The sequence below is a fragment of the Mycolicibacterium tokaiense genome (assembly GCF_010725885.1).
In the GTDB taxonomy this organism is placed as follows: domain Bacteria; phylum Actinomycetota; class Actinomycetes; order Mycobacteriales; family Mycobacteriaceae; genus Mycobacterium; species Mycobacterium tokaiense.
Genome location: NZ_AP022600.1, coordinates 2348756 through 2368981, shown reverse-complemented (window position 1 = coordinate 2368981; position 20226 = coordinate 2348756). Strand labels below are relative to the sequence as shown.

Sequence of the window (20226 nt, the reverse complement as noted above, 5' to 3'; positions counted from 1 at the left end):
CATGCCGCTGACGCCCGACGCTGGCCAGCTGTCCACCGAAGCGGTGGCCGGTGGCTGGCGTTGGCGCTGGCGCGGCCCCAGCGGCGCGCAGCACCACGGAGCGCGGATCCATCCCGACGAGGACTCCGCGCTTCGTGAGGGCGACGCCTGGGCGCAGCAGCGAGCGCTCCGGTGACCGCCTACGACGACGAAGACCGGGACTGGCTCACCGTCGCCGAATGCGCGCGGCGAATGAAACTGACCCAGCGCGAGGTCCGCGCGCTGGCCCTGGGCGGCATCCTGCGCGCCCAGCGGGTGTACGGGGAGCTGATGGTCGAACCGGCCATCGTCGCCGGAGTGACGACCAAATGAGTGTCCTGCTGCGCGCTCTCGGGCGCGGCACCACGGAAGCCTCGACCGTGGATCGCGTGGCAGGCAACCAGCTGAGCGAGTGTCGATGCATCGTGCGCAGCTTCGGGGCGCACGAGACAGCGACCGCACCGCTCAGCAGTCGGGCGCGGCCAGCGCACCCTGGGCAGTGGAACCCACCTCCACTCCGAGATCGTCAAGCAGCGGCGATCCGCTCGGGTGCGCTGGCCGCGCCTCCCCAGATCGAGCCCCTCGGCCCACCACACCCGCCTGCACGGGCGGCTTGGACGGGATCCCCCATGACTCTCACCAGGTCGCGGGCCGGGGGGCTCTCGCGCGGCTCCGGCGTGGAATTCGAGGACCACGCCGGAGCCCGCACCCACCAGTTCGCCGCCGCAAGCGCGTCGGTTGCCGAGGCGCTGAAGCTCATAGAAACCAGCGCAGAGGGGCCTGCGCAAAGCGAAGGTGGATCAGCCACCCACGCGGTGATCGGCGACAGCTCAGCTCAGGCGTGCCGACGACGCGGCGGTGAACTCGTCCAGTTCGGCTCGTCATCGTCCATGTCGGTGACCAGGTAGTTCCACGCCGAGCACAGGTCCAGCCTCGACTTGATCAGCTCGCCATCCGCGGCGCGGACGAGAGCGATCGGGCCATGCTGCTGATGCAGGGTGCGCTGCGAATGCGGCCCGAACTTGACGAGCCTCAAGCCTTGTCGAGCAGCCACACGCCGCAGGTAACGCAGCTGCCGCAGGTCATCGAGTGTCCGTGCCATCTGCAACATGATCGGCTCTGGCCCCGACATCCAGGTACCAACGCCGCGCACAGCATGGCGTCCAGGTACATCGCCACCCGCCGAACACCCCCGCCAGGTACCGACCCGAGACGCCCGCAACACCTCCAACAGCCCAGCAACATCGCCAGCGAACGCCGCAACACCGCCGACCAAGCCCGACCACGCGGTCCTGGGTACATCACCCGACAGCCCGCCGCCGATCACCCGATCACCGTGGCCCACCCAGAAACGCCCCTGAACAGGGCATACAGGCCCAGGTACCACCCACCCACGGGGGATAGGGGGGTCAAAAGTTCACGCCAGCAACACCACCGGCCCGACGCAGGCGGTCTGCTCTCCCCCCGGCAAAGTTTCCGGGTAGCTAGAGCCAGCAACCTCCCTCCCCCCAGGCCGGGTTTCCAGGTACCGAACCTCTCTGAACTGGGCTTTTAGGCCGGGTCGGGGCGCTGCGGCGAGAGTTTCCAAAGGGTTTCCAGCGGCAGCGGATGTTGCTGGGGTACCGGGCGCGGATCTGTTGCTGGCCAGTCCCGCCGCACGTGCTCACTCCCTAGCTACAGGGGCCGATCCCCAGCAACATACCGCCCTGAACAGGGCTGATGGATCAGCACCGCTGCCGCGGCCTCCATCGCTTGCGGGCGGAGCAGCGCCGAACGGATACGAATAGCGGTAGCTGAGCCCTTCGACCCAGCATCTCCCCGTGGAAAGTTCTCACCCCGAATATGGCCCGAAACGGTCAGGTACAACCCCGCAATCACCCCACCTGACCAGGTACAACACCCCAGACTTTCCAGCGCAGGCTGGTTCGGCTCTCCGGGGGGAGTTTCCGAGGCTTCCCTCCCAACAGCAGACCAGGACTCCAACCGCGGTTGGCCGCACCCGTTTGCTACCACCCCGGCTCGACCTTCGCCGCCGCGAAACTCTGAGCTGCGCAAACGATCCGGATCCGCGGGGGTAGACCGCGCGGGACAGCTCGACCTCGGTGATAACTAGGTGTCGAGGAAATCCCACTCGCTGCCGAGCACCCAGCGCAGCGCGGAGAGCTTGCCGTTGATCATTCCCCACTCGAACTTGTCGTAGGGGCCGAGATTCTCGACGCCGTAGGTCTCCTCGACGCGGGCGCGAGCTGGTCCGGCCACCTTGCGCAGGTGCTCCAGATCAGCATCGTCACCAGCGTCGATGGCCTTCTGCTCGTGGAGCATCGAGCGGTCGTACCAGACTCGATCGAACATCTCCTGCTCAGCCGCCAGGATCTCGTCGAGGCGTCGGGGCTCCTCCTCGAAGTAGTTGTCTTCCAAGATCTCCGGCCACTCCTCGCCGAACTCGTCAGCCAGGACACGCTCCAGGCCCTCGACGCCCAGGCCATAGGTGGACTTCACCCCGGCGAAGAGGCCAGCTAGGTCGGCATGCGGCTCGCGGTTGTCGCCGCCCACCGCGGAGAAGTCCTCGGAGTTCGATGTGATGAAGGCGTATCGATCATGTTCGCCCGCACTCGCCAGAGCGGTCGAGTACATCTCGATCAGCAGCGCATCCGCGACGCTATTGCGGGAGCGGTGGAACGGTGCGGACTTCGCCAGGCCGCGTTCAACGACGCGCGCTTGCTCGGCGGCGGTCGGATCGATCCTGGTGCTGCGCTCCAGCTGCTCGCGGATCTCCTCGAAGTTCCGCGTCGTCATCGCTCCTATCAGCGGCACCTGGTGAGCAAGCTGGTCGATCATCTCCAGAGCCTCGCCCTGCTGGTCGTTCCCGTATTGCACCAGGTCGCGGCGGATGAGCTTGAACCGCTGGGTGACCTCCGAAGTCATCGACGCTTCGACCCTGGGCCGATTGCGCTCGAACTCATCGATCACGAGCTGGGGCACCAGAACGTCAAGCCTCCCCTGGAAGACCAGGACGCGGATGGGCACGATTAGCCGCTGGCCGTCGCGCCGCTTGGCAAGGTCGAGCCACGTCGAGGTGTCGATCAGCAGATGGAGCACAGCCTCACACGTTAGCCGCCTCAGGCTTGAAGGTTCTTTGGCTTATCGGTGTCATCACCGGATCAAGACGTTCCTGTCCGGCGAGGGCGGCTGGACGACCAGACAACTCACCGGCGGCACCATCGAATGGACCTCCCCCACCGGCCGGACGTACCGGTCGACTCCGGATGGGGCGGAGTTGTTCGATGACCTCGCCGCAGCGTGCCGCCCGAAATCGTGGACCCGACCTCGGGACCCGAAGGCCGAGAAGACCGCCAGGATCGCGGCTGCCCGGGCCGGGTTGGCGGCCAAACACGCCGCCAACCAGCAGACCCGGTGGGTCAACCAGCAACGCGCCCACGAAATCAGACAACGGGGGCGCCGCAACGACGTCCGCTTCAAACGACTGGTCCTCAGTGGCCGGCGCCGCACCGCCTCCTGGTGCCCCTGGATCAACGACCCCTGGGAAGACGAATCCATCACCGCCGACTGGCGACCACCACCCCCACCACCACCGGCAGACGACAGCGAAGAACCACCGTTTTAGGTGGCGGCCTCCATCTCGCGTTTGATTTCCAGGGCGATGTCGATGAGTTGGTCTTCTTGGCCGCCGATGAGCTTGCGTTGTCCGGCCCGGTGCAGCAGCTGGTGGGCAGGCACGCCGTAGCGTTCGGACTGGCGGATGGCGTGCTTGAGGAAACTGGAGTACACCCCGGAGTAGCCCATGATCAGCGCGTTGCGATCCAGCAGACATTCGGCCGGCATCGCGGGCGCCACCACCTCTTCGGCGGCGTCGGCGATGTCGAAGAAATCGATCCCGGTCTTGACGCCGATCTTGTCGAACACCCCGATCAACGCCTCCACCGGAGCATTACCGGCCCCGGCACCAAACCGCCGACACGACCCGTCGATCTGCTTGGCCCCCGCCCGCACCGCCTCGATCGAATTCGCCACGCCCAAACCGAGATTCTCATGCCCATGAAAACCCACCTGCGCGTCATCACCGAGCTCGGCGACCAACGCCGCCACCCGATCGGCGACCCCCTCGAGCACCAACGCACCCGCGGAATCCACCACATACACACACTGGCACCCGGCATCGGCCATGATCCGCGCCTGAGCGGCCAGCTTCTCCGGGGAAATGGTGTGGCTCATCATCAGAAACCCGACGGTCTCCAGACCGAGTTCGCGGGCCAGCCCGAAGTGCTGAATCGACACATCAGCTTCAGTGCAGTGGGTGGCGATCCGGCAGATCGACCCACCGTTGTTCTGCGCCTCCTTGATGTCCTCCTTGGTCCCCACACCCGGCAGCATCAAAAAGGCGATCTTGGAGGTCTTGGCCGTCTGCGCGGCCAGCTTGATCAGCTCCTGCTCGGGGGTCTTGGAGAACCCGTAGTTGAAGCTCGACCCACCCAGGCCGTCACCGTGGGTGACCTCGATGACCGGAACCCCCGCGGTGTCCAACGCCCCGACAATCGCCTGCACCTCGGCGGCGGTGAACTGATGCCGCTTGTGATGCGACCCGTCGCGCAGCGAGGTATCCGTCATCCGGATGTCCCACATCGGGTCGAAGTAGATCTCCTCGGTGCTCATGCGTGGCCTCCCGTCGTCGCGGCGAGCACCTCGCGGGCGATCTCCTCGCCCACCTTGGTCGCCGCCGCGGTCATGATGTCCAAATTGCCGGCATACGGCGGCAGATAATCCCCGGCACCTTCGACCTCGATGAACGTCGTCACCACCGCCTGCCCACCGGAGTTCATCGACGGATCATCGAACTGCGGCTCATTCAGCAGGCGGTAGCCCGGCACATAGGTCTGCACCTCGGCCACCACTTCACGGATGGACGCCGCGATCGCGTCGCGGTCGGCGTCCTCAGGGATGGCGCAGAAGATGGTGTCGCGCATGATCATCGGCGGATCAGCGGGGTTGAGGATGATGATCGCCTTCCCCCGCTTGGCACCGCCAATGTTCTGCACCCCCGCACTGGTGGTCTTGGTGAACTCATCGATGTTCGCCCGCGTACCCGGGCCAGCCGACGCCGAGGACACCGACGCCACGATCTCGCCGTAAGGAACCTCCACCACACGACTGACCGCGTGCACGATCGGGATGGTCGCCTGCCCACCGCAGGTCACCATGTTGACGTTCGGGGCGTCGAGATGCTCACGCAGATTGGCCGGCGGGATCACCCCTGGACCCACCGCCGCCGGCGTCAGATCCACCGCCCGAATCCCGGCCTCGGCATACCGCGGCGCCGCATCGCGGTGCACATACGCACTGGTGGCCTCGAACACCAGATCCGGCTTCTCCGACTGCGCCAGCAGCCAATCCACCCCCTCATGGCTGGTCTCCAACCCCAACTTGCGCGCCCGCGCCAAACCCTCAGACTCGGGGTCGATACCGATCATCCAACGCGGCTCCAACCACTCCGAACGCAACAACTTGTACAACAGGTCGGTGCTGATGTTGCCCGACCCCACAATCGCCACCGTCGCCTTGTCACCCATGTGACGCTCCTATTCGAAAGTCAGCTCTACAGAACCCAACCCGGTGAAATCAGCTACAAAATGACTGCCCGGCGGTGCATCGATCGCGCGCGTGCACGACCCCGGCAACACGATGTCGCCCGCCCGCAGGCGCACCCCGAACTGGTCGACCTTGCGCGCCAACCACGCCACCGCGGTCACCGGATTACCCAACACTGCATCACTGCGCCCCTGCGCCACCACCTCACCGTTGTTGGTCAGCACGGCGTCGATGGTGCGGATGTCGATGTCCTTCGGCGAGACCCGCGCCTCACCGAGCACCCAGCCCGCCGACGAGGCATTGTCGGCGATGGTGTCACACAACGCGATCTTCCAGTCCTTGATCCGGGTGTCGATCAACTCGATCGACGGCGCAAACGCAGCCGTCGCCGCCAACACGTCATCCTCGGTGCACCCCGCCCCGGGCAGATCATCAGCCAGGATGAAACCCACCTCGACCTCCACCCGCGGGTACAAAAACCTCGACGACGCGACGGGAACGTCTTCGAAGACCTGCATCTCCGCCAACAGATGCCCGTAATCCGGCTCGTCGACGCCCATCATCTTCTGCATCGCCTCGCTGGACAGACCCACCTTGTGGCCCACCACCCGAGCTCCCTCGGCCACCCGCGAACGAATGTTGATCAACTGGATCTGATACGCGTCCACAACATCGATATCCGGATACGCAGCAGTCAAGGGATCGATCGGCACCCGGCTGCGCTCGGCCTCGGCCAGGTCGGCGGCCAGCTTCGCTCGGGTCTGTTCGCCCAGCATGTCGTGAATTCCCCTCACTTGTTTGACCGGGGCAGTTGTTCGCGGCCCGGGCAATTCTATAACGTGTTCTACATGACTGGTCAGGAGTTCGATGTCATCGTCGTCGGCAGTGGCGGCGCTGGCATGGTCGCCGCCCTCACCGCCGCTCACCAGGGGCTATCAACACTAGTTGTTGAGAAGGCCGCACACTATGGCGGTTCGACCGCCCGCTCCGGCGGCGGTGTGTGGATTCCGAACAACGAAGTCCTCAAGCGTGCCGGGGTCACCGACACCCCGGAGGCCGCCCGGACGTACTTGCACGCCATCATCGGCGACGTGGTGCCCGCCGAGAAGATCGACACGTATCTGCGGCGCGGGCCGGAGATGCTCTCGTTCGTCACCGCGCATTCACCGCTGAAGCTGTGCTGGGTGCCGGGATACTCCGACTACTACCCGGAGACCCCAGGCGGAAAGCCCAGCGGGCGGTCCGTCGAGCCCAAACCGTTCGATGCCAAGAAGCTCGGGGCGGACCTGGCCGGGCTGGAACCGCCCTACGGCAAGGTGCCCCTCAACGTGGTGGTGATGCAGCAGGACTACGTGCGGCTCAACCAGCTCAAGCGGCACCCGCGCGGGGTGCTCCGCAGCCTCAAGATCGGGGCCCGCACCGTGTGGGCCAAGTCCACCGGGAAGAACCTGGTGGGCATGGGCCGTGCGCTCATCGCCCCGCTACGCATCGGCCTGCAGCAGGCCGGTGTGCCGGTACGCCTGAACACCGCCTTCACCGACCTCTACGTCGAGGACGGTGTGGTCCGCGGCATCTACGTCAAGTCCACCGACGCACCGGAATCCGCTGAGCCACAACTGATCCGCGCCCGCCGCGGGGTGATCCTCGGCAGCGGCGGCTTCGAGCACAACGAACAGATGCGGGTGAAGTACCAGCGGGCGCCGATCACCACCGAGTGGACCGTGGGTGCCAAGGCAAACACCGGTGACGGCATCCTGGCCGCCGAGAAAATGGGCGCCGCCCTGGACGTCATGGAAGACGCCTGGTGGGGGCCCACCGTTCCACTGGTGGACGCACCGTGGTTCGCGCTCTCCGAGCGCAACTCCCCCGGTTCGATCATCGTCAACATGGCCGGCAAGCGATTCATGAACGAATCCATGCCGTACGTCGAGGCATGCCATCACATGTACGGCGGCCAGTACGGCCAGGGCGAGGGCCCCGGTGAGAACGTCCCGTCCTGGCTGATCTTCGACCAGCAGTACCGCGACCGCTACATCTTCGCGGGATTACAACCAGGACAACGTATTCCGAAGAAGTGGCTGGAGTCCGGCGTCATCGTCAAGGCCGACACGCTGGCCGAGTTGGCCGACAAGGCGGGCCTGCCCGCCGATGCGTTTGCGGCCACCATCGAACGCTTCAACGGCTTCGCCCGCTCCGGGGTGGACCAGGACTTCCACCGCGGCGAGAGCGCCTACGACCGCTACTACGGCGACCCCACCAACAAGCCGAACCCGAACCTCGGTGAGATCAGCCACGGCCCGTTCTACGCGGCGAAAATGGTGCCGGGCGACCTGGGCACCAAGGGCGGTGTGGTGACCGACGTCCACGGCCGCGCGCTGCGCGACGACGGGTCGGTCATCGAGGGCCTCTACGCCGCGGGCAACGTCAGCGCACCGGTGATGGGTCACACCTACCCCGGCCCGGGCGGGACCATCGGACCCGCCATGACCTTCGGGTACCTGGCCGCACTGCATATCGCCGGAAAGGCCTGACATGCCGATCGATGTCGATGTCGCACTGAGCGCGCAACTGCCGCCCGCCGAGTTCTCCTGGACCAGCAGTGACGTCCAGCTCTACCACCTGGGCCTGGGAGCGGGTGCCGACCCGGTGAGTCCCCGCGAGTTGCGGTACCTGACCGACGACACCCCGCAGGTGCTGCCCACCTTCGGCAACGTGGCGCAGAGCTTTCACATGACCAAGCCACCGACGGTCAGCTTTCCAGGCATCGACATCGAACTCTCCCGCGTGCTGCATGCCAGTGAGGGCATCACGCCTGCTGCGCCGCTGCCGCCCGCGGGCACGGGGATCGCGGTCACCCGCTTCACCGACATCTGGGACAAGGGCAAGGCCGCGGTCATCTGGTCCGAGACCGAGGTCACCGCACCCGACGGCACCCTGCTGTGGACGCAGAAGCGGTCCATCTTCGCCCGGGGCGAAGGTGGATTCGGAGGTGACCGCGGCCCGTCGGGGGGCTCGATGGTCCCCGACCGCGCGCCTGACCTCGAGTTGCCGATCCCGGTGCTGCCCCAGCAGGCCCTGCTGTACCGCCTGTGCGGTGACCGCAACCCGCTGCACTCGGACCCCGCGTTCGCCTCTGCGGCAGGCTTTCCCAAGCCGATCCTGCACGGCCTGTGCACCTATGGCATGACCTGCAAGGCCATCACCGACGCGTTGCTCGACGGTGACGCCGCGGCGGTCGGCTCCTACGGCGCGCGTTTTGCCGGGGTGGTCTACCCGGGTGAGACATTGAGCGCGCGGGTGTGGAAGGAAGACGGACGGTTCGTCGCCACGGTGGTGGCGCCGGGTCGTGATGGCGCTACTGCACTCGCCGATGTGCACTTGACGCCGGCCTAGCCGGGGGTCCGGTCCGGCGCCAGGGGCCGGAAGTGGACCTGGTGCCGAAATCCCGACCAGATGTCCTCGCGTTCGAGGTAGGGAACAAAACCGGCTCGCTCGCAGCCCTTCAGTGAGGCGATGTTGTCTGTGCCCACGAACGTGATCACATAGCGGGCCCCGATGTCGCTCGCCTGCTCGGTGATCTTGGCCATGGCATGCGCCATGATGCCCTGCCCGCGATGGGTCTCCGCGGTGTAGGCGCCCTCCAGCAGCGCCTCGTTCGGCCCGAGCTGCGGGAACAGACCCTTCCACCACCGCCGGATGAACGCATTGTCACTCGGTCCGATGAGCCACTGCAGGTAGCAGGGCACCCCGGCGGAATCCACCGCGATCCAGCACGTGGCCACCCTGGAGTCCACCAGCCTGCGGCGACCGATGAGCTCGTTGGCGACCTCCAGATCGAGGGCCGGTACCCGATCGAGAAATGAGACATCATCGTCCGGCTGTAGCCGCCGGACGGTGACGGGGACCTTGGCCGCCGGTGCCACGAACGGCACCTCCACGTCGCGGCGCAGACCGATCGCGTCACGACGGGACGAGAACCGTACCCGAACACCCTGCCGCAGCCAACGACGTCCGCTGGTAGAGCACAGCATTCGGAGTCCATCCTGGATTGACAACATCGGGCACTCCTCCGTTCTCCGCTGGTAACGCTTCTCCTACGTACTGACGGGCACCCGGGTGCTCGCAGGTTCTGTGCCCCTCATCGGCAACGCCCGTTGGCGCGCGGCACCTGCCCGGGCGAGCATCGACCGACTGGCAGACCGCAACCGAGGGGACGCGAGTACGGCGGCCATCGTCCGTTCGTAAGGCCACCGCCGCATTTTCATCACCACATGGGTGCGCCGATTGACAGCCACCGAACCCGCAATCAGATTCAGATGCGAGTTGGACAATCGGCGCTTGTAGGACTCGTCGCCCTTGCCCAGGTCGAGGACGGACAGACCCTCGTCGGACAGAGCCTGTGCGGTGCGCAGGGTCAGGATCAGACCTGGCGAATAGGGGGCGAAGGCCGGATAATAGGCGGGAAACCACCATGCCAGCACCCCGTTCGACTGCAACCCGAAATGCGCTGCCACCACCCGATCGCCGGCCATCAACACCGACAAGGGGGCTGTGAAGGTGTCCTCTTGTGCATCCAGGAGCTCGTGAACAAGCCTTCGTGTATTCGGGTTCGCAAACCGATCGCGACGTCCGGTGCTGCGATACTGTTGCGATTTCCAATGGAGCAGCACGTCGAGCGAACGATGATCGCGCTCGTGGAAGACAAAACGCAGCGGCCCGTGTTCACGTTCCAACTTGCGTTCCTTCCGTGCTGTCGACCGAGCCAGACTTTTCGAGTTCTCCTGCAGTACAGCCATATATGTATCGAACCCGCCTCGCAGGTCGATGATCGCGGAGATGTCCCGCTCGAAGGCGGCCGGCCCTGTCGCCACCCAGCCTTCCTGCTCGGCCACCAGGTGGTCGAACGTCAGGGATCTGAGACTTGCGGCGTTCAACACCGCAGACACATCGAGCACCATGCCCTCGGGCGCAACGATCCCCTGGACATCGGAAAGCCCCATCCCCGCCGCGCGTGCGTGTCCGTGTCGCCCCTTCTCGAAGGGAAGATAGGCCGTGGCGGACCCATCGGAGATCACCGCGACGCGCGTGTCCTTGCGTGCCCTACCCACTGTCTCGACGAACGTCGGACTCAGGAACGGGCTACCCATATGCGGGTTGGCAGCTTGGACGTTCTTCCAGTGAGATCGACCGGCAGAGTCCAGCTCCGCTGGTGTGATCACCTCGACCTGCATCTGTTTACCCGTCACATCGCATGCGCCGGAAAGACATCCGCGACAGACCCAGGACGGGCGGAACGTGGCGGTCTATCGGGCGTGCCATGCGCAGCAATGCCTTCTCGAGCTTCAGCCTGCGAGCCGATGGCGGCGCGCCCTGTGCCCGCGTGCGATCCACCGCCAGCCTGGCGAGCACCGCCGCGATCTCCTGGCCCGCCAGTGGAAGTGTGCTGTGATAGGTCAGCTCGAATCCCCGCTCCTGCAGTCTGTCGATGTACCAGGATGACCGCCGCAGCCAGTGTGATCTACGGTCCCGAACAGCAACGACGGCCGTGTCCTCGAACAGGTGAATGTCGCGAGAAGCCACCCGCGCCATCTCCATGAGCAGTTGTTCGGCTTGATGGTGGTTGTTGTGCTGGAGCACGGTCGAGGTGAAGACCGCGTCGCAGAAGTTGTCTCGGTAGGGAATCCGCATTCCGTCCATCGCCGCGATGCAGTGCAATCCGTTCTGAGCAGCGACGCTCATCATCACGCGTGACACGTCTGCGCCGAAAACGGTCTTTCCCTGATCGCGCAGTCTGTTCAGGTTGTCACCCGGGCCAGGTCCCACCTCCAGCACACTGGAAGCATCGGCCAGTGCGGAGTCCAGGTACTGGTCGAAGAACTGCGTCTGACGCAGGGCGTAGAACGGCGTGTGGTCGCTGGCGATACCGGACCTCTCGGCACCGCTGCGCTGCAACACCTCTCGACCGACATCATCCCAATACACACCGGCTTCATATGGTTTCATCTGGCTTTCACTCCTTGTCGGTTGATCAATTTCGTCTCAGCGGTAAAATCTGACCCAGTCGACGGTCATGCGCGCAGGCAGCACACCGGCACCCACCGGTCCGGGCCACGTTCCACCCACCGCAAGATTGAGAACCGCGAAGAAGGGCGTGTCGTAGATCCACGGCGCGCCGCTGGCGAGCTCGGCGGGAGTGACGGTGGCGACCGGGGTCTCGTCGATACCGAAGACCAACATTTCGGGCTGCTTGTAGAGCCAGTACGTATGGAAACTGTTGACCAGATCAGTTGATCTCAAGGTGAATTGGGCCTGCGAGTGCGTACCCGGACCTGGCCCTGCGGGAACCGGCGGGCCCAGTACGGTGAAGTAGGCGGTGGATCCCTCGTTCAGCAACTCGACGATGTCGATCTCGCCGGAAGCGGGCCAGCCGACATCACGAATCGACCGCCCCAGCATCCAGAACGCCGGGTGTAGCCCTTGGCCGGCGGGCATCTGGATCCGCGCGGCCACCAGACCGGTGGTGAGCTCAACCAAGTCCTGGGTGTTGACGCGCGCCGATGTGATGTGGCCGTTGTCTTCCCGGGCTTCGATCACCAGATTGCCCGACCCATCGAGCCGCACGTTGTCCGGAGCGGCTGTGTACGCCTGCGCCTCGGACCCGCCCCAGCCGACCCCACCGGTCTCGATGTGCCACATCGCAGGGTCAAGAGGAGAGTTCACCGGGCCATCGAAGTCGTCGTGCGCGTAGAGGGCGTGCACATCGATGAGTGCCGACAGGGAAGCATCAGCGTGTAGGTCGACCGGCTCGCCGCTGGATGATCCCGTACCGAACGCCAACAGCGCCACGGCGAGACCGGTGACCACCACAGCTCTGATGTTGCGGTTGGGGAATTTCATGGTGCCTCTTCCTCAGGGGAGTACCGATACACGACCGTGTCGGCGTCGTTGATCTCCTCGGTCCATCCGGGACGCGTCTCGATCTGATGCTTCAGGCCATCGAGTACACCCGGCACGAACAATCCGATCCAAGCGTCGTACGCATAGAGCTGCCGCGGCAACACCACATACATCGGGTGTCCGGTCGAGTTCGGTCCCGCTTCCAGTTCCGCCATGTCGTCACTGTCTGGCACATCTGCCAGGATCGAGTGGCGAAGTTCGTCGAGCGGCACGTCATAGAGAGAGTCCGCGAGGGCGAATTTCACATAGTCCGAACTCGGCCGTGCCGGCCAGCCCGCCGATGAGGCCCACACGGTGATCACGGTCTCATTCCGATTGTCCGACAACACCATCCGGGACTGCTCCACCTGCGTTCGGGTGATGGTGCTGAACGACCAGCTGCTGTAGTAACCGTGCAATCCGGCGAGCGCGAACGCAGTGAGCAGGGCCAACACCCCTGATTGCAGGATTCGGTTCGGCGCAGCCTTGGAATTCGACAGCATGTCGACGAGAACCCAGGCAATCAGGGTCGAGCAACCCGCGAGGGAGAACAGGAACACCCGCATACTCACTTCACCGCCGTAACTCTGTCCGGCGATGAGCAGCATCGGCGAGAAGGCGCAGATTGCCGCGGCCCAGGGTCGGGCGCCACGGCGCCAGAGAACGACCACACAGACCGCGGCCAACACCCAGAACCCCACCGTGAGAATCCGATCCACGATCACGGTGAACTGGTAACCGGCCGACTCGGTCCGCACACCCAACGTGGAGCCCGCACTGTTCGCCAGCGGATCGAAATTGAAGATTCCGTATTGCATCACCGAGTCCAGGCGCGGTATCACGTAGATCGCCCAGACTCCGACATACACAATCGGCAGCCAACGTGGCTTGGCGAGTCTGAACAGCGCCAGCGCCGCGACCACCGCGCAAACCCATACCGGGGTGAGTTGGTGCGTTGCCACCATCGCCGCGAAGATCGGGATCGAGACGTACCCCGAGGTGTCCGAGTCTCGGGAACACAACAACAGCGACAGAATCGAGAACGCCATGATCAGACTCAGCGCCTGCGGCGAATAGTAGTCCTGACCTACCCAATTCACCATCTGCACCACCAAGGCTGCGACGAGCGCGACATCTTTGCTCTTGGTGACACCGAATGCCAACGCGGCGACGACGATCGCGATCACGATGTCGGTGACGACGGCGAACCAGTGGGCAGTGTTCATCGGATCCAGTCCGGTGATGGAGCTGAACCACGCCATGGTGGTGAAGAATCCCGGCCAGCGCACATACACATCGGTCCAGTACGGGGCCAGTGCATGCTCGGTGAGCACGTAGTCGACGACGCCTATGTGCTTGTACGTATAGGCGTTGGTGGGCACTTCGGTGAGCAGCGTCGCCGTCACTCTTCCCACACACACCATCATGAGAATGGCCAGTGCGGCGATAGTCCTGCGGCCCAGGATCATTGCCGACACGAACGACGTGACCACGGCTGCCGCCGCCAGCATGAGCAGCACCCCACCAGCACTGCCGAGGAGACCGTACTGTCCGATGTCCTCGCCTGCCAGCAGCGACAACGACAGCAACCACAACGCGATCGCCAGAGCGAGTGGGAACGCGGCGCGCAGAGGTACTCCAACCCCGACGGGACGCGGCCTGATGCCACTGATCGGGTTCGCACTTCGCCGCAGACTCCAGAGACGAACCAGGCCGCTGCAGGCGACCATTGCCGACAAGATCACGCACGATTCCACCGGCCGCCACAACTCCCACTGTGCCGGTGTGGTCGTGAGGATCACGACGGCCGCAAGACTGACCCCGATGACACCCGACCCTGCCGCGCCGGCCGGAATGTTCACCCAGCACAGTGCCGCACTGCCGGCACCCGTCGTGATCAGGACGAGCAGTAGCAACGACTGCACGACTGGCGACGACGGGATGGTGGACATGACACCCGAGACTCCGGCCAGAACACTGATCTGAGCAAGGGGGCGCGGACAGCCCACCGCGGCGAGCCGATGGCGTGTGCCGGAATCCTTCACCGTCGATGTCTGGAGTGTGTCGCCGTCGGGGGTTGAGGTCATGAGCTGCCGGACACATCACAGTCGGCGGTGATCATCGATTGCGCCGCACGACCACTACCGAAGTCGCGCAGCATGATTCCCAGGTCCTGCCAATATCCCACGTGCGGCACCACCGGCGCCGGGTTGGCAAGGCCGACCACCGAATCAGCGCGAAAGCCGATCCACAGTCCGACTGCTTCGATCGCACGGAGCAGTCGATGAATCATGGCCGTGGGCACCCGCACTGAACGAAGCGGAGTGTCCTTCGTCATCGCCCGCAGATGCGAGACGATCTCGCTGAGCGGGACCGGCCGGGGGTGGGCGACCCCGAGAATCCGTTGCGGGGGGGCTTGTTGGACCACGGAGAGCACGCATCTCGTCATGTCGTGGACGTGCACGGTGTACTGAGAAGGTTCTGGATGCGGCATGGGCACGATGGGGGCGCTGGAGACCTTGCGCAGGGCCCCCACCATACCGCCGCTGGCTGCATCGTCGTAGACGAGCCCAAGGCGCAACGCGGTTCCACCACAATCGGTTACAAGCCGCTCACATGCCAGCTTGGCCTGACCGTAGATCTGCGATGTACCGGCATGGGCGGACATCGAGGACATCAGGACCATCGGGGTTGTCCCGGCCGCCGCCAGTAGTCGTGCGGTGCCACCGACGTTGACGCGAGTGATGAGTTCGGGGTCGCGCTCGCGCAGATCGTATGCGCAATGGATCACGGCCGCCACGCCGTCTGGCAGCGCACGTTCGAGCCCACCCTCGAGTGAGTACGGAATGTGGTCGTGGACGTGGCCGTCCCGGGGTACCGACCGTTGTAGTGCGATCACCCGGTAGCCCGCAGCGGCGAAAGCCGAACACACCGCGCCACCCACATACCCGCTGGCCCCGGTGACCGCGACGGTGGGGTTGGTCGTCTCACACATTGCGGCTCTCCTCCGCAATGCGGTGCGCATTGGCCATCACGGTGAGGGTGAACGTCGTCGACGGCACCGACGGCAGTACCGATCCGTCGATCAGGTGGATGTTCCGGAACCCCCCTACACGGCCCAGCAGATCAGAGTCCTTGCCGTGCGGAAACGTCGAGCCGAAGTGGTAGCTCTTACCGGGTCCGGACAACCGCACCATCGGAAGCACCGGAAAGAGATCGAGTTTGGACCCAACCTGGGTCAGCTTGGTCAACACCGATCGAAGCATGGCAGGGTGCCGATCCGCGACGACTCGCACGTGGATGTCCGGCAGTGCCTCGGCACGCTGGGCCCGGAGTTCGATACGCATCTTGGGGGATTCCCATGATGGCAGATACCCGAGGGCTGCTGTGACTCGACCGAGAACGCTGCCCGTCATCCGTGGGGACAGCCAGCCGGGAAGAGCTGCGGCCACCGCCGGATTGTAGGGATAGCAGTGGATCTGGGAGGTGGTGTACGCTTCGTCGTCGAACTTCAGGAGCATGTTGAACTGGTTCAGGGTGAAGTCGCCCCGGTCACGCGGATCGGCCGTGGCGTGCCGCGAAACGAACGGCACCAGAAACTGTTGCGACTCCTGCAATCCGAGGTACGGCGGGGGCGCGCCCAGCGAGTTGAGGGCGATGCGGGTGCTGCCGAGACCACCGGCCGCTACAAAGATCCGATCCGCCTCGAACCGCACCGCACGTTGGTTGCCAAGGTCGATGCCGCGGATCGCGGGTTTGCTGTCGGCCTGCTGCTCGACGCCCGTCACGAGGATCTGGGGTAAGTGCCGCACGCGCCCGCTGGCAACAAAACGATCAATAGTCTGCCGGGCGGAGTAGATCAGGGAATAGGGGCAACCCGTCATGCACAGCCCACATCTCCGGCAGGAATCCGCGGCGAAGGCGAGGCGGGCCTTGCCGACCACGATGCCCATCGACCTAATATCACCGCGGTACCGCTGGTACCGGGCCAATACAGCGAGGGTGCGCTCCGAGACCGGAGGCAGGGAAGCGTGGGGCGCGATCAACGGGAAGTCCTCGGCGTAGTCGTCCACTTCACCCGCGAGCCGGACCTCCTGCAACACGGCCCGGTAGTGCGGTTCGATCACGTCCCAACCGAACGGCCACCGTCTGAAGGTGGCCCGCGAGAACGGCATGACCTGGGCACCCCATACAGTCGAGAACCCGCCCAGCGCAGCGGAGACCGCAGCGCGGTTCCCACGATCCGGCATCGTCAGTCCACGCTGCTGTCCTTGATCGACGAACATGTGATTGGAGCCGTAGGAACGCTTTTCGGGGACGGCCGCACCGGCAACCGCAGCAGGCTGCGCGGCAACCAACTGGCGGTCTGTGTCACCCCACTGCTGCGGTTCCATCCCACTCATCCGTTCGATCACCGCTGCAGTCTCATCAGAAAGTCGTTCGCCGAGATCGACGATGGTGATCTGCTGGGACGGGTCGTCGGCCAGGGCCAGAAGCGCGGCGGCAGCAGCAGGGCCCGACCCGACGATGACGCTATGCATCAGCGACTCGAACCTTCGCACGTACCCGGGCTACGTCCTCGACGGTGAGTCCGGTGGTCAGGAGTTCCGGCGTGACACCGCGGATCACCTGGGCCTTGCCCGCGAGGTAGCCGAGACCTGCCAGCACGGTGCCCGCCATGGCGACGAACCACTGCCGCAACCGCGCCGTCTCACCGGTGACCGCCGCCACCGACGCCGGTCCGATCTCGATCAGGGTGCGCGCGGCGAAGCCGAGTTCGGCACGGAGATTTCCCGCATCGCCCAGCACGGCAACCGCTGCGACCTTGCCCCGATTCACGTAGAAACACCGGCGCCAGAAGTAGCTCCAGGTCAATCGCTCGGACGGGACGTAGTGATGAACCTGGGCCAGCGGTTCGTAGAGGAGACCAGACCGACCATGCGCGTGCCGTACCCGATGCGACAGATCCATGTCATCGTGGTCATCGGCATGGAATCCCCGCACCTCGAGCATGAACTCGCGCTCGACAGACATGCTCGCACCGATGAGATGACGCACGGGCGCCAGCTCCGCGGGCATCGACTGGTAGTGACAGCCGAAGATCCAATCGAACTGAGAGGGGAACCAACTGGGCCGCGGCACAGCATAGTTCGGCAACGGAGCTCCGCCGACCGCAACAGCAGACGGGTACCGCCGATACACGGCCAGGAGACGCTCCAGCCACTCTTCTGCCGCCTCAGCGTCATCGTCGAGGAAGGCAACGATATCAGCGGCGGCCAGGAGCAGGCCGGTGTTGCGGGCTGAACCGAGTCGGCCGACGAAGCGATTCTCGACGACCACCACCGGCACCGACGACCCGGTGGTGCCCGCACGCCACTGGTCACGACACTTCGCCGCGAGGTCGCTGTTGTGGTCGACGACGACGATCACCTGTTCGGGCGCCACACTCTGCACGAGAACCGAACTCACGGAACGGACGAGCAGGTCCCAACGCGCTTCCGTGTAGGTGCAGATGACGACGTCCGCGCTGCGGTTGATCGTCATGGCCGTACCTCCGACTTCGAGGTCCGATCGTCGATCACACCTCGCGTCGACCGCGGACCGCGGCCGCGCCGGTAAGCGCGCCATGCTTTGGTGCGGAATGCCTCCGGATAGGGGGCTACACGGGCGCCCCGCCCCGTGAGCCACGCGGCCATCGCCGCGGTCGAAGTGGTGTTCCGGACAGTCAGACGTGCCAAACAGAAGACCTGGTCCGAATGGGAACTCAACGCATTCATCACCCCACATGCCGAGGTGTATCCGGCTGCCTCGACCTCGCGCCGCAGGCGTGCCGATTGGAAGCCATGGGGGTAGGCGAAGCTCGGAACCTGACGCCCCAGGCGGTCCTCGAGAATGTGCTTGGAACTCCGGATCTCATTGCGTGCCTCTGAGATACGCATCGCGTCCAGCTGCGGATGCGTGTGGGTGTGAGCCCCGATCTCGATGTTCATCTCCGCAAGCTCGTCAACCTGGGACCAGTCCAACATCTCAGCGGGGGGGAGCGCCATGTCTGCGGGCCGCGCCCCGCTCCCGCGGATCGCCCCGGTGGTGATGTAGAGCGTGCTGCACATGTTGTGAGAAGCGAGTTGCACTGCGGCAGAGCAGATATCGGCGAAGCCGTCGTCAAAGGTGATCACAACCGGCCGCGGCGGCAAGGGCACCAGCCCGCGCAACGCGCCGACCAATTGCGAGACGCTCAGCACCGTTGCATTGCTCTCTGCGATCAATTCCAGGTGGTGGCCGAAAACCGCGGGGGTCACCGAATAGGGCGCGATCCACCCCGGCGGATCCGTCGAAATCGAGTGATACAGGAGGATGGGAACGGTGGTCACAGCGGAACTTTCTGTTCGGTTGGGTTCGGGGGCTTGGTCACGGGAACGACGACGGACAGCCACAGGTGTCTCTGGACGAGCAGCCCACCGGCGATCAGCGAGATCGTGATCAACCACGCAAGACTGGCCCCCGCCATACCCATGACCGGCAGCAGGAACCATGTCAGCGGCACCGCGACGAGGCACTGTGGGACCTGGCACCAGAGCACCAGGTCCATTCGCTGCTGCGCACGCGCCGAACTGACTGCGGTCATCACCACGAGATGGGGCAGCGCAGCCAGGGCAAAGAGCCGAAGTGCGTTGTCCGCCTCGTGATATGAACCACCGAAGATGCCGAGCAGATACGGAGCGAAGATCACGAACCCCGCCACCACCACCGCGAGGAGCTTGCCGGTGTGGGCGAGAACGTGGCGTGCCTGCCGTGCCAGATCGGACTGATCGACCGATGATTCGACCACCAAGGACATCCCCATGTTCAGATTTATCTGGAAGATGGAGCACGCCACCAACCACGCCATGGAGAAGTAGGCGTTCTGCTCTGCGCCCAGCACCGTCAACACCATGATCGGCATCAGGGTCAGAGAGGCCGTCGCACTGATGGCACCCACGTAGTCGAGCGCGGCAAACCTGACCAGGCGGCGAAGTGGTGGCAGGCTGCCGACTGCCGAGGCGGCGGCGCGGCAACCGGGAATGGCTTTCGCAAAGAGGAATACACCGATTGCGGTGACGATGCCGACCGCGGACAGGGCCCACGCTGCGAGGATCCCGTCCGATGGCATCGATGCAGCAAAGAGGGTGATGAGAAGCATTTTCGCTGCTGCGAAAGCGAAGTTCGTCAACGGCACGAGCCCCGTGCGGCGCAACCCTGTCAGAACTCCTTCTTGGATGATGAAGATCGTCGACGCCACGGTGGCGACCACGAAGATCGCGTGCGCCTTCGACCCGCCGAACATGTTCGTCCCAGGCGAGACGACATCGACGACGATGACTGCGCAGACACCGACCACGAGAGCAACGCATCCACCGACCACAAAAACGATGGCCACCAGCATCTTGGTGTGCCGACCCGCAGCCGGCACGAAGCGGACCACCGCGCTCGAGAGGTTGAGTTGAGAGATGGAAACCAACAACATCATCAACGAGATGGCAGCAGAGTTGCTACCCACTGCAGCGGCGTCGTATCTCCAGGCGGCGATCGTCCAGAAGCACAGACCCATGAGCGCCACCAGTGCCGAGCTCAGCGTCAGCAGGTGTCCGTTGCGCAGGAGCGGGTTACGGAACACGCGAGTGAGTGAGC

General features: G+C 64.8%; 20 protein-coding genes. 5 read left to right on the top strand and 15 right to left on the bottom strand.

Annotation, left to right across the window (positions count from 1 at the left end):
- The first annotated feature begins 1 nt into the window (after position 1).
- Complete coding sequence (locus G6N58_RS11380; RefSeq protein ID WP_163908095.1) at positions 2-175, top strand: hypothetical protein; 174 nt, start codon at positions 2-4, stop codon at positions 173-175.
- Positions 172-351 (top strand): hypothetical protein, encoded by a 180-nt coding sequence (locus tag G6N58_RS11375; protein WP_115278623.1) that lies wholly within the window; start codon positions 172-174, stop codon positions 349-351. The genes G6N58_RS11380 and G6N58_RS11375 overlap by 4 nt, the downstream gene beginning before the upstream one ends.
- Before the next feature lie 502 nt (positions 352-853).
- On the opposite strand, the gene G6N58_RS11370 is transcribed toward G6N58_RS11375, so the two are convergent.
- Together G6N58_RS11370 and G6N58_RS11365 are read right to left on the bottom strand one after the other, a co-directional pair.
- Positions 854-1120 (bottom strand): hypothetical protein, encoded by a 267-nt coding sequence (locus G6N58_RS11370; RefSeq protein WP_147289334.1) that lies wholly within the window; start codon positions 1118-1120, stop codon positions 854-856.
- A 1007-nt stretch (positions 1121-2127) separates the two neighbouring features.
- Entirely contained in the window at positions 2128-3117 is a 990-nt protein-coding gene (locus G6N58_RS11365) for a PIN domain-containing protein (protein WP_115278625.1), read from the bottom strand.
- Between the two features lie 37 nt (positions 3118-3154).
- Here G6N58_RS11365 and G6N58_RS11360 point away from each other — a divergent pair, with 37 nt between their 5' ends.
- Positions 3155-3643: a hypothetical protein gene (locus tag G6N58_RS11360; protein ID WP_163908093.1), complete on the top strand. Its 489-nt coding sequence runs from the start codon at positions 3155-3157 to the stop codon at positions 3641-3643.
- On the opposite strand, the gene dmpG is transcribed toward G6N58_RS11360, so the two are convergent.
- Genes dmpG through G6N58_RS11345 form a run of 3 tightly spaced genes read right to left on the bottom strand, consistent with a single transcriptional unit; the run spans position 3640 to position 6398 of the window.
- Complete coding sequence (gene dmpG, locus G6N58_RS11355; protein WP_115278626.1) at positions 3640-4689, bottom strand: 4-hydroxy-2-oxovalerate aldolase; 1050 nt, start codon at positions 4687-4689, stop codon at positions 3640-3642. The two genes, G6N58_RS11360 and dmpG, sit on opposite strands and share 4 nt — an antisense overlap.
- On the bottom strand, positions 4686-5603 hold the full coding sequence (locus G6N58_RS11350) for an acetaldehyde dehydrogenase (acetylating) (RefSeq protein ID WP_115278627.1): 918 nt from the start codon (positions 5601-5603) through the stop codon (positions 4686-4688). Before G6N58_RS11350 ends, dmpG begins: the two co-directional genes overlap by 4 nt.
- Positions 5604-5612: 9 nt before the next feature.
- Positions 5613-6398 (bottom strand): 2-keto-4-pentenoate hydratase, encoded by a 786-nt coding sequence (locus G6N58_RS11345; protein ID WP_115278628.1) that lies wholly within the window; start codon positions 6396-6398, stop codon positions 5613-5615.
- 72 nt (positions 6399-6470) lie between these two features.
- Here G6N58_RS11345 and kstD point away from each other — a divergent pair, with 72 nt between their 5' ends.
- Together kstD and G6N58_RS11335 are read left to right on the top strand one after the other, a co-directional pair.
- A complete protein-coding gene (kstD, locus tag G6N58_RS11340; protein WP_115281579.1) occupies positions 6471-8153 on the top strand; it encodes a 3-oxosteroid 1-dehydrogenase in 1683 nt (560 codons plus the stop codon).
- Between the two features lies 1 nt (position 8154).
- Entirely contained in the window at positions 8155-9015 is an 861-nt protein-coding gene (locus tag G6N58_RS11335) for an enoyl-CoA hydratase ChsH3 (RefSeq protein WP_115278629.1), read from the top strand.
- Here G6N58_RS11335 and G6N58_RS11330 read toward each other — a convergent pair.
- From G6N58_RS11330 to G6N58_RS11285, 10 genes are all read right to left on the bottom strand, one after another.
- A complete protein-coding gene (locus tag G6N58_RS11330) occupies positions 9012-9653 on the bottom strand; it encodes a GNAT family N-acetyltransferase (RefSeq protein WP_163908090.1) in 642 nt (213 codons plus the stop codon). The two genes, G6N58_RS11335 and G6N58_RS11330, sit on opposite strands and share 4 nt — an antisense overlap.
- A 63-nt stretch (positions 9654-9716) precedes the next feature.
- Positions 9717-10853: a GNAT family N-acetyltransferase gene (locus G6N58_RS11325; RefSeq protein ID WP_115278631.1), complete on the bottom strand. Its 1137-nt coding sequence runs from the start codon at positions 10851-10853 to the stop codon at positions 9717-9719.
- A 4-nt stretch (positions 10854-10857) separates the two neighbouring features.
- Positions 10858-11625 carry a class I SAM-dependent methyltransferase gene (locus tag G6N58_RS11320; protein ID WP_115278632.1) on the bottom strand — a complete coding sequence of 256 codons (768 nt, stop codon included), beginning with the start codon at positions 11623-11625 and terminating at the stop codon, positions 10858-10860.
- A gap of 36 nt (positions 11626-11661) precedes the next feature.
- Positions 11662-12519 (bottom strand): glycoside hydrolase family 16 protein, encoded by an 858-nt coding sequence (locus G6N58_RS11315; protein WP_115278633.1) that lies wholly within the window; start codon positions 12517-12519, stop codon positions 11662-11664.
- Positions 12516-14645, bottom strand: a complete 2130-nt coding sequence (locus tag G6N58_RS11310) for a putative glycosyltransferase family protein (protein WP_115278634.1) — start codon at positions 14643-14645, stop codon at positions 12516-12518. The genes G6N58_RS11315 and G6N58_RS11310 overlap by 4 nt, the downstream gene beginning before the upstream one ends.
- Positions 14642-15553, bottom strand: coding sequence for an NAD-dependent epimerase/dehydratase family protein (locus tag G6N58_RS11305; protein WP_163908088.1), 912 nt, complete (start codon positions 15551-15553; stop codon positions 14642-14644). Before G6N58_RS11305 ends, G6N58_RS11310 begins: the two co-directional genes overlap by 4 nt.
- Entirely contained in the window at positions 15546-17099 is a 1554-nt protein-coding gene (locus G6N58_RS11300; RefSeq protein WP_197746418.1) for a GMC family oxidoreductase, read from the bottom strand. The genes G6N58_RS11305 and G6N58_RS11300 overlap by 8 nt, the downstream gene beginning before the upstream one ends.
- Positions 17092-18102 carry a glycosyltransferase gene (locus G6N58_RS11295; RefSeq protein WP_115278636.1) on the bottom strand — a complete coding sequence of 337 codons (1011 nt, stop codon included), beginning with the start codon at positions 18100-18102 and terminating at the stop codon, positions 17092-17094. The genes G6N58_RS11300 and G6N58_RS11295 overlap by 8 nt, the downstream gene beginning before the upstream one ends.
- On the bottom strand, positions 18099-18929 hold the full coding sequence (locus G6N58_RS11290) for a polysaccharide deacetylase family protein (protein ID WP_163908086.1): 831 nt from the start codon (positions 18927-18929) through the stop codon (positions 18099-18101). Before G6N58_RS11290 ends, G6N58_RS11295 begins: the two co-directional genes overlap by 4 nt.
- Entirely contained in the window at positions 18926-20212 is a 1287-nt protein-coding gene (locus tag G6N58_RS11285) for a lipopolysaccharide biosynthesis protein (RefSeq protein WP_163908084.1), read from the bottom strand. The genes G6N58_RS11290 and G6N58_RS11285 overlap by 4 nt, the downstream gene beginning before the upstream one ends.
- Positions 20213-20226 lie beyond the last annotated feature (14 nt).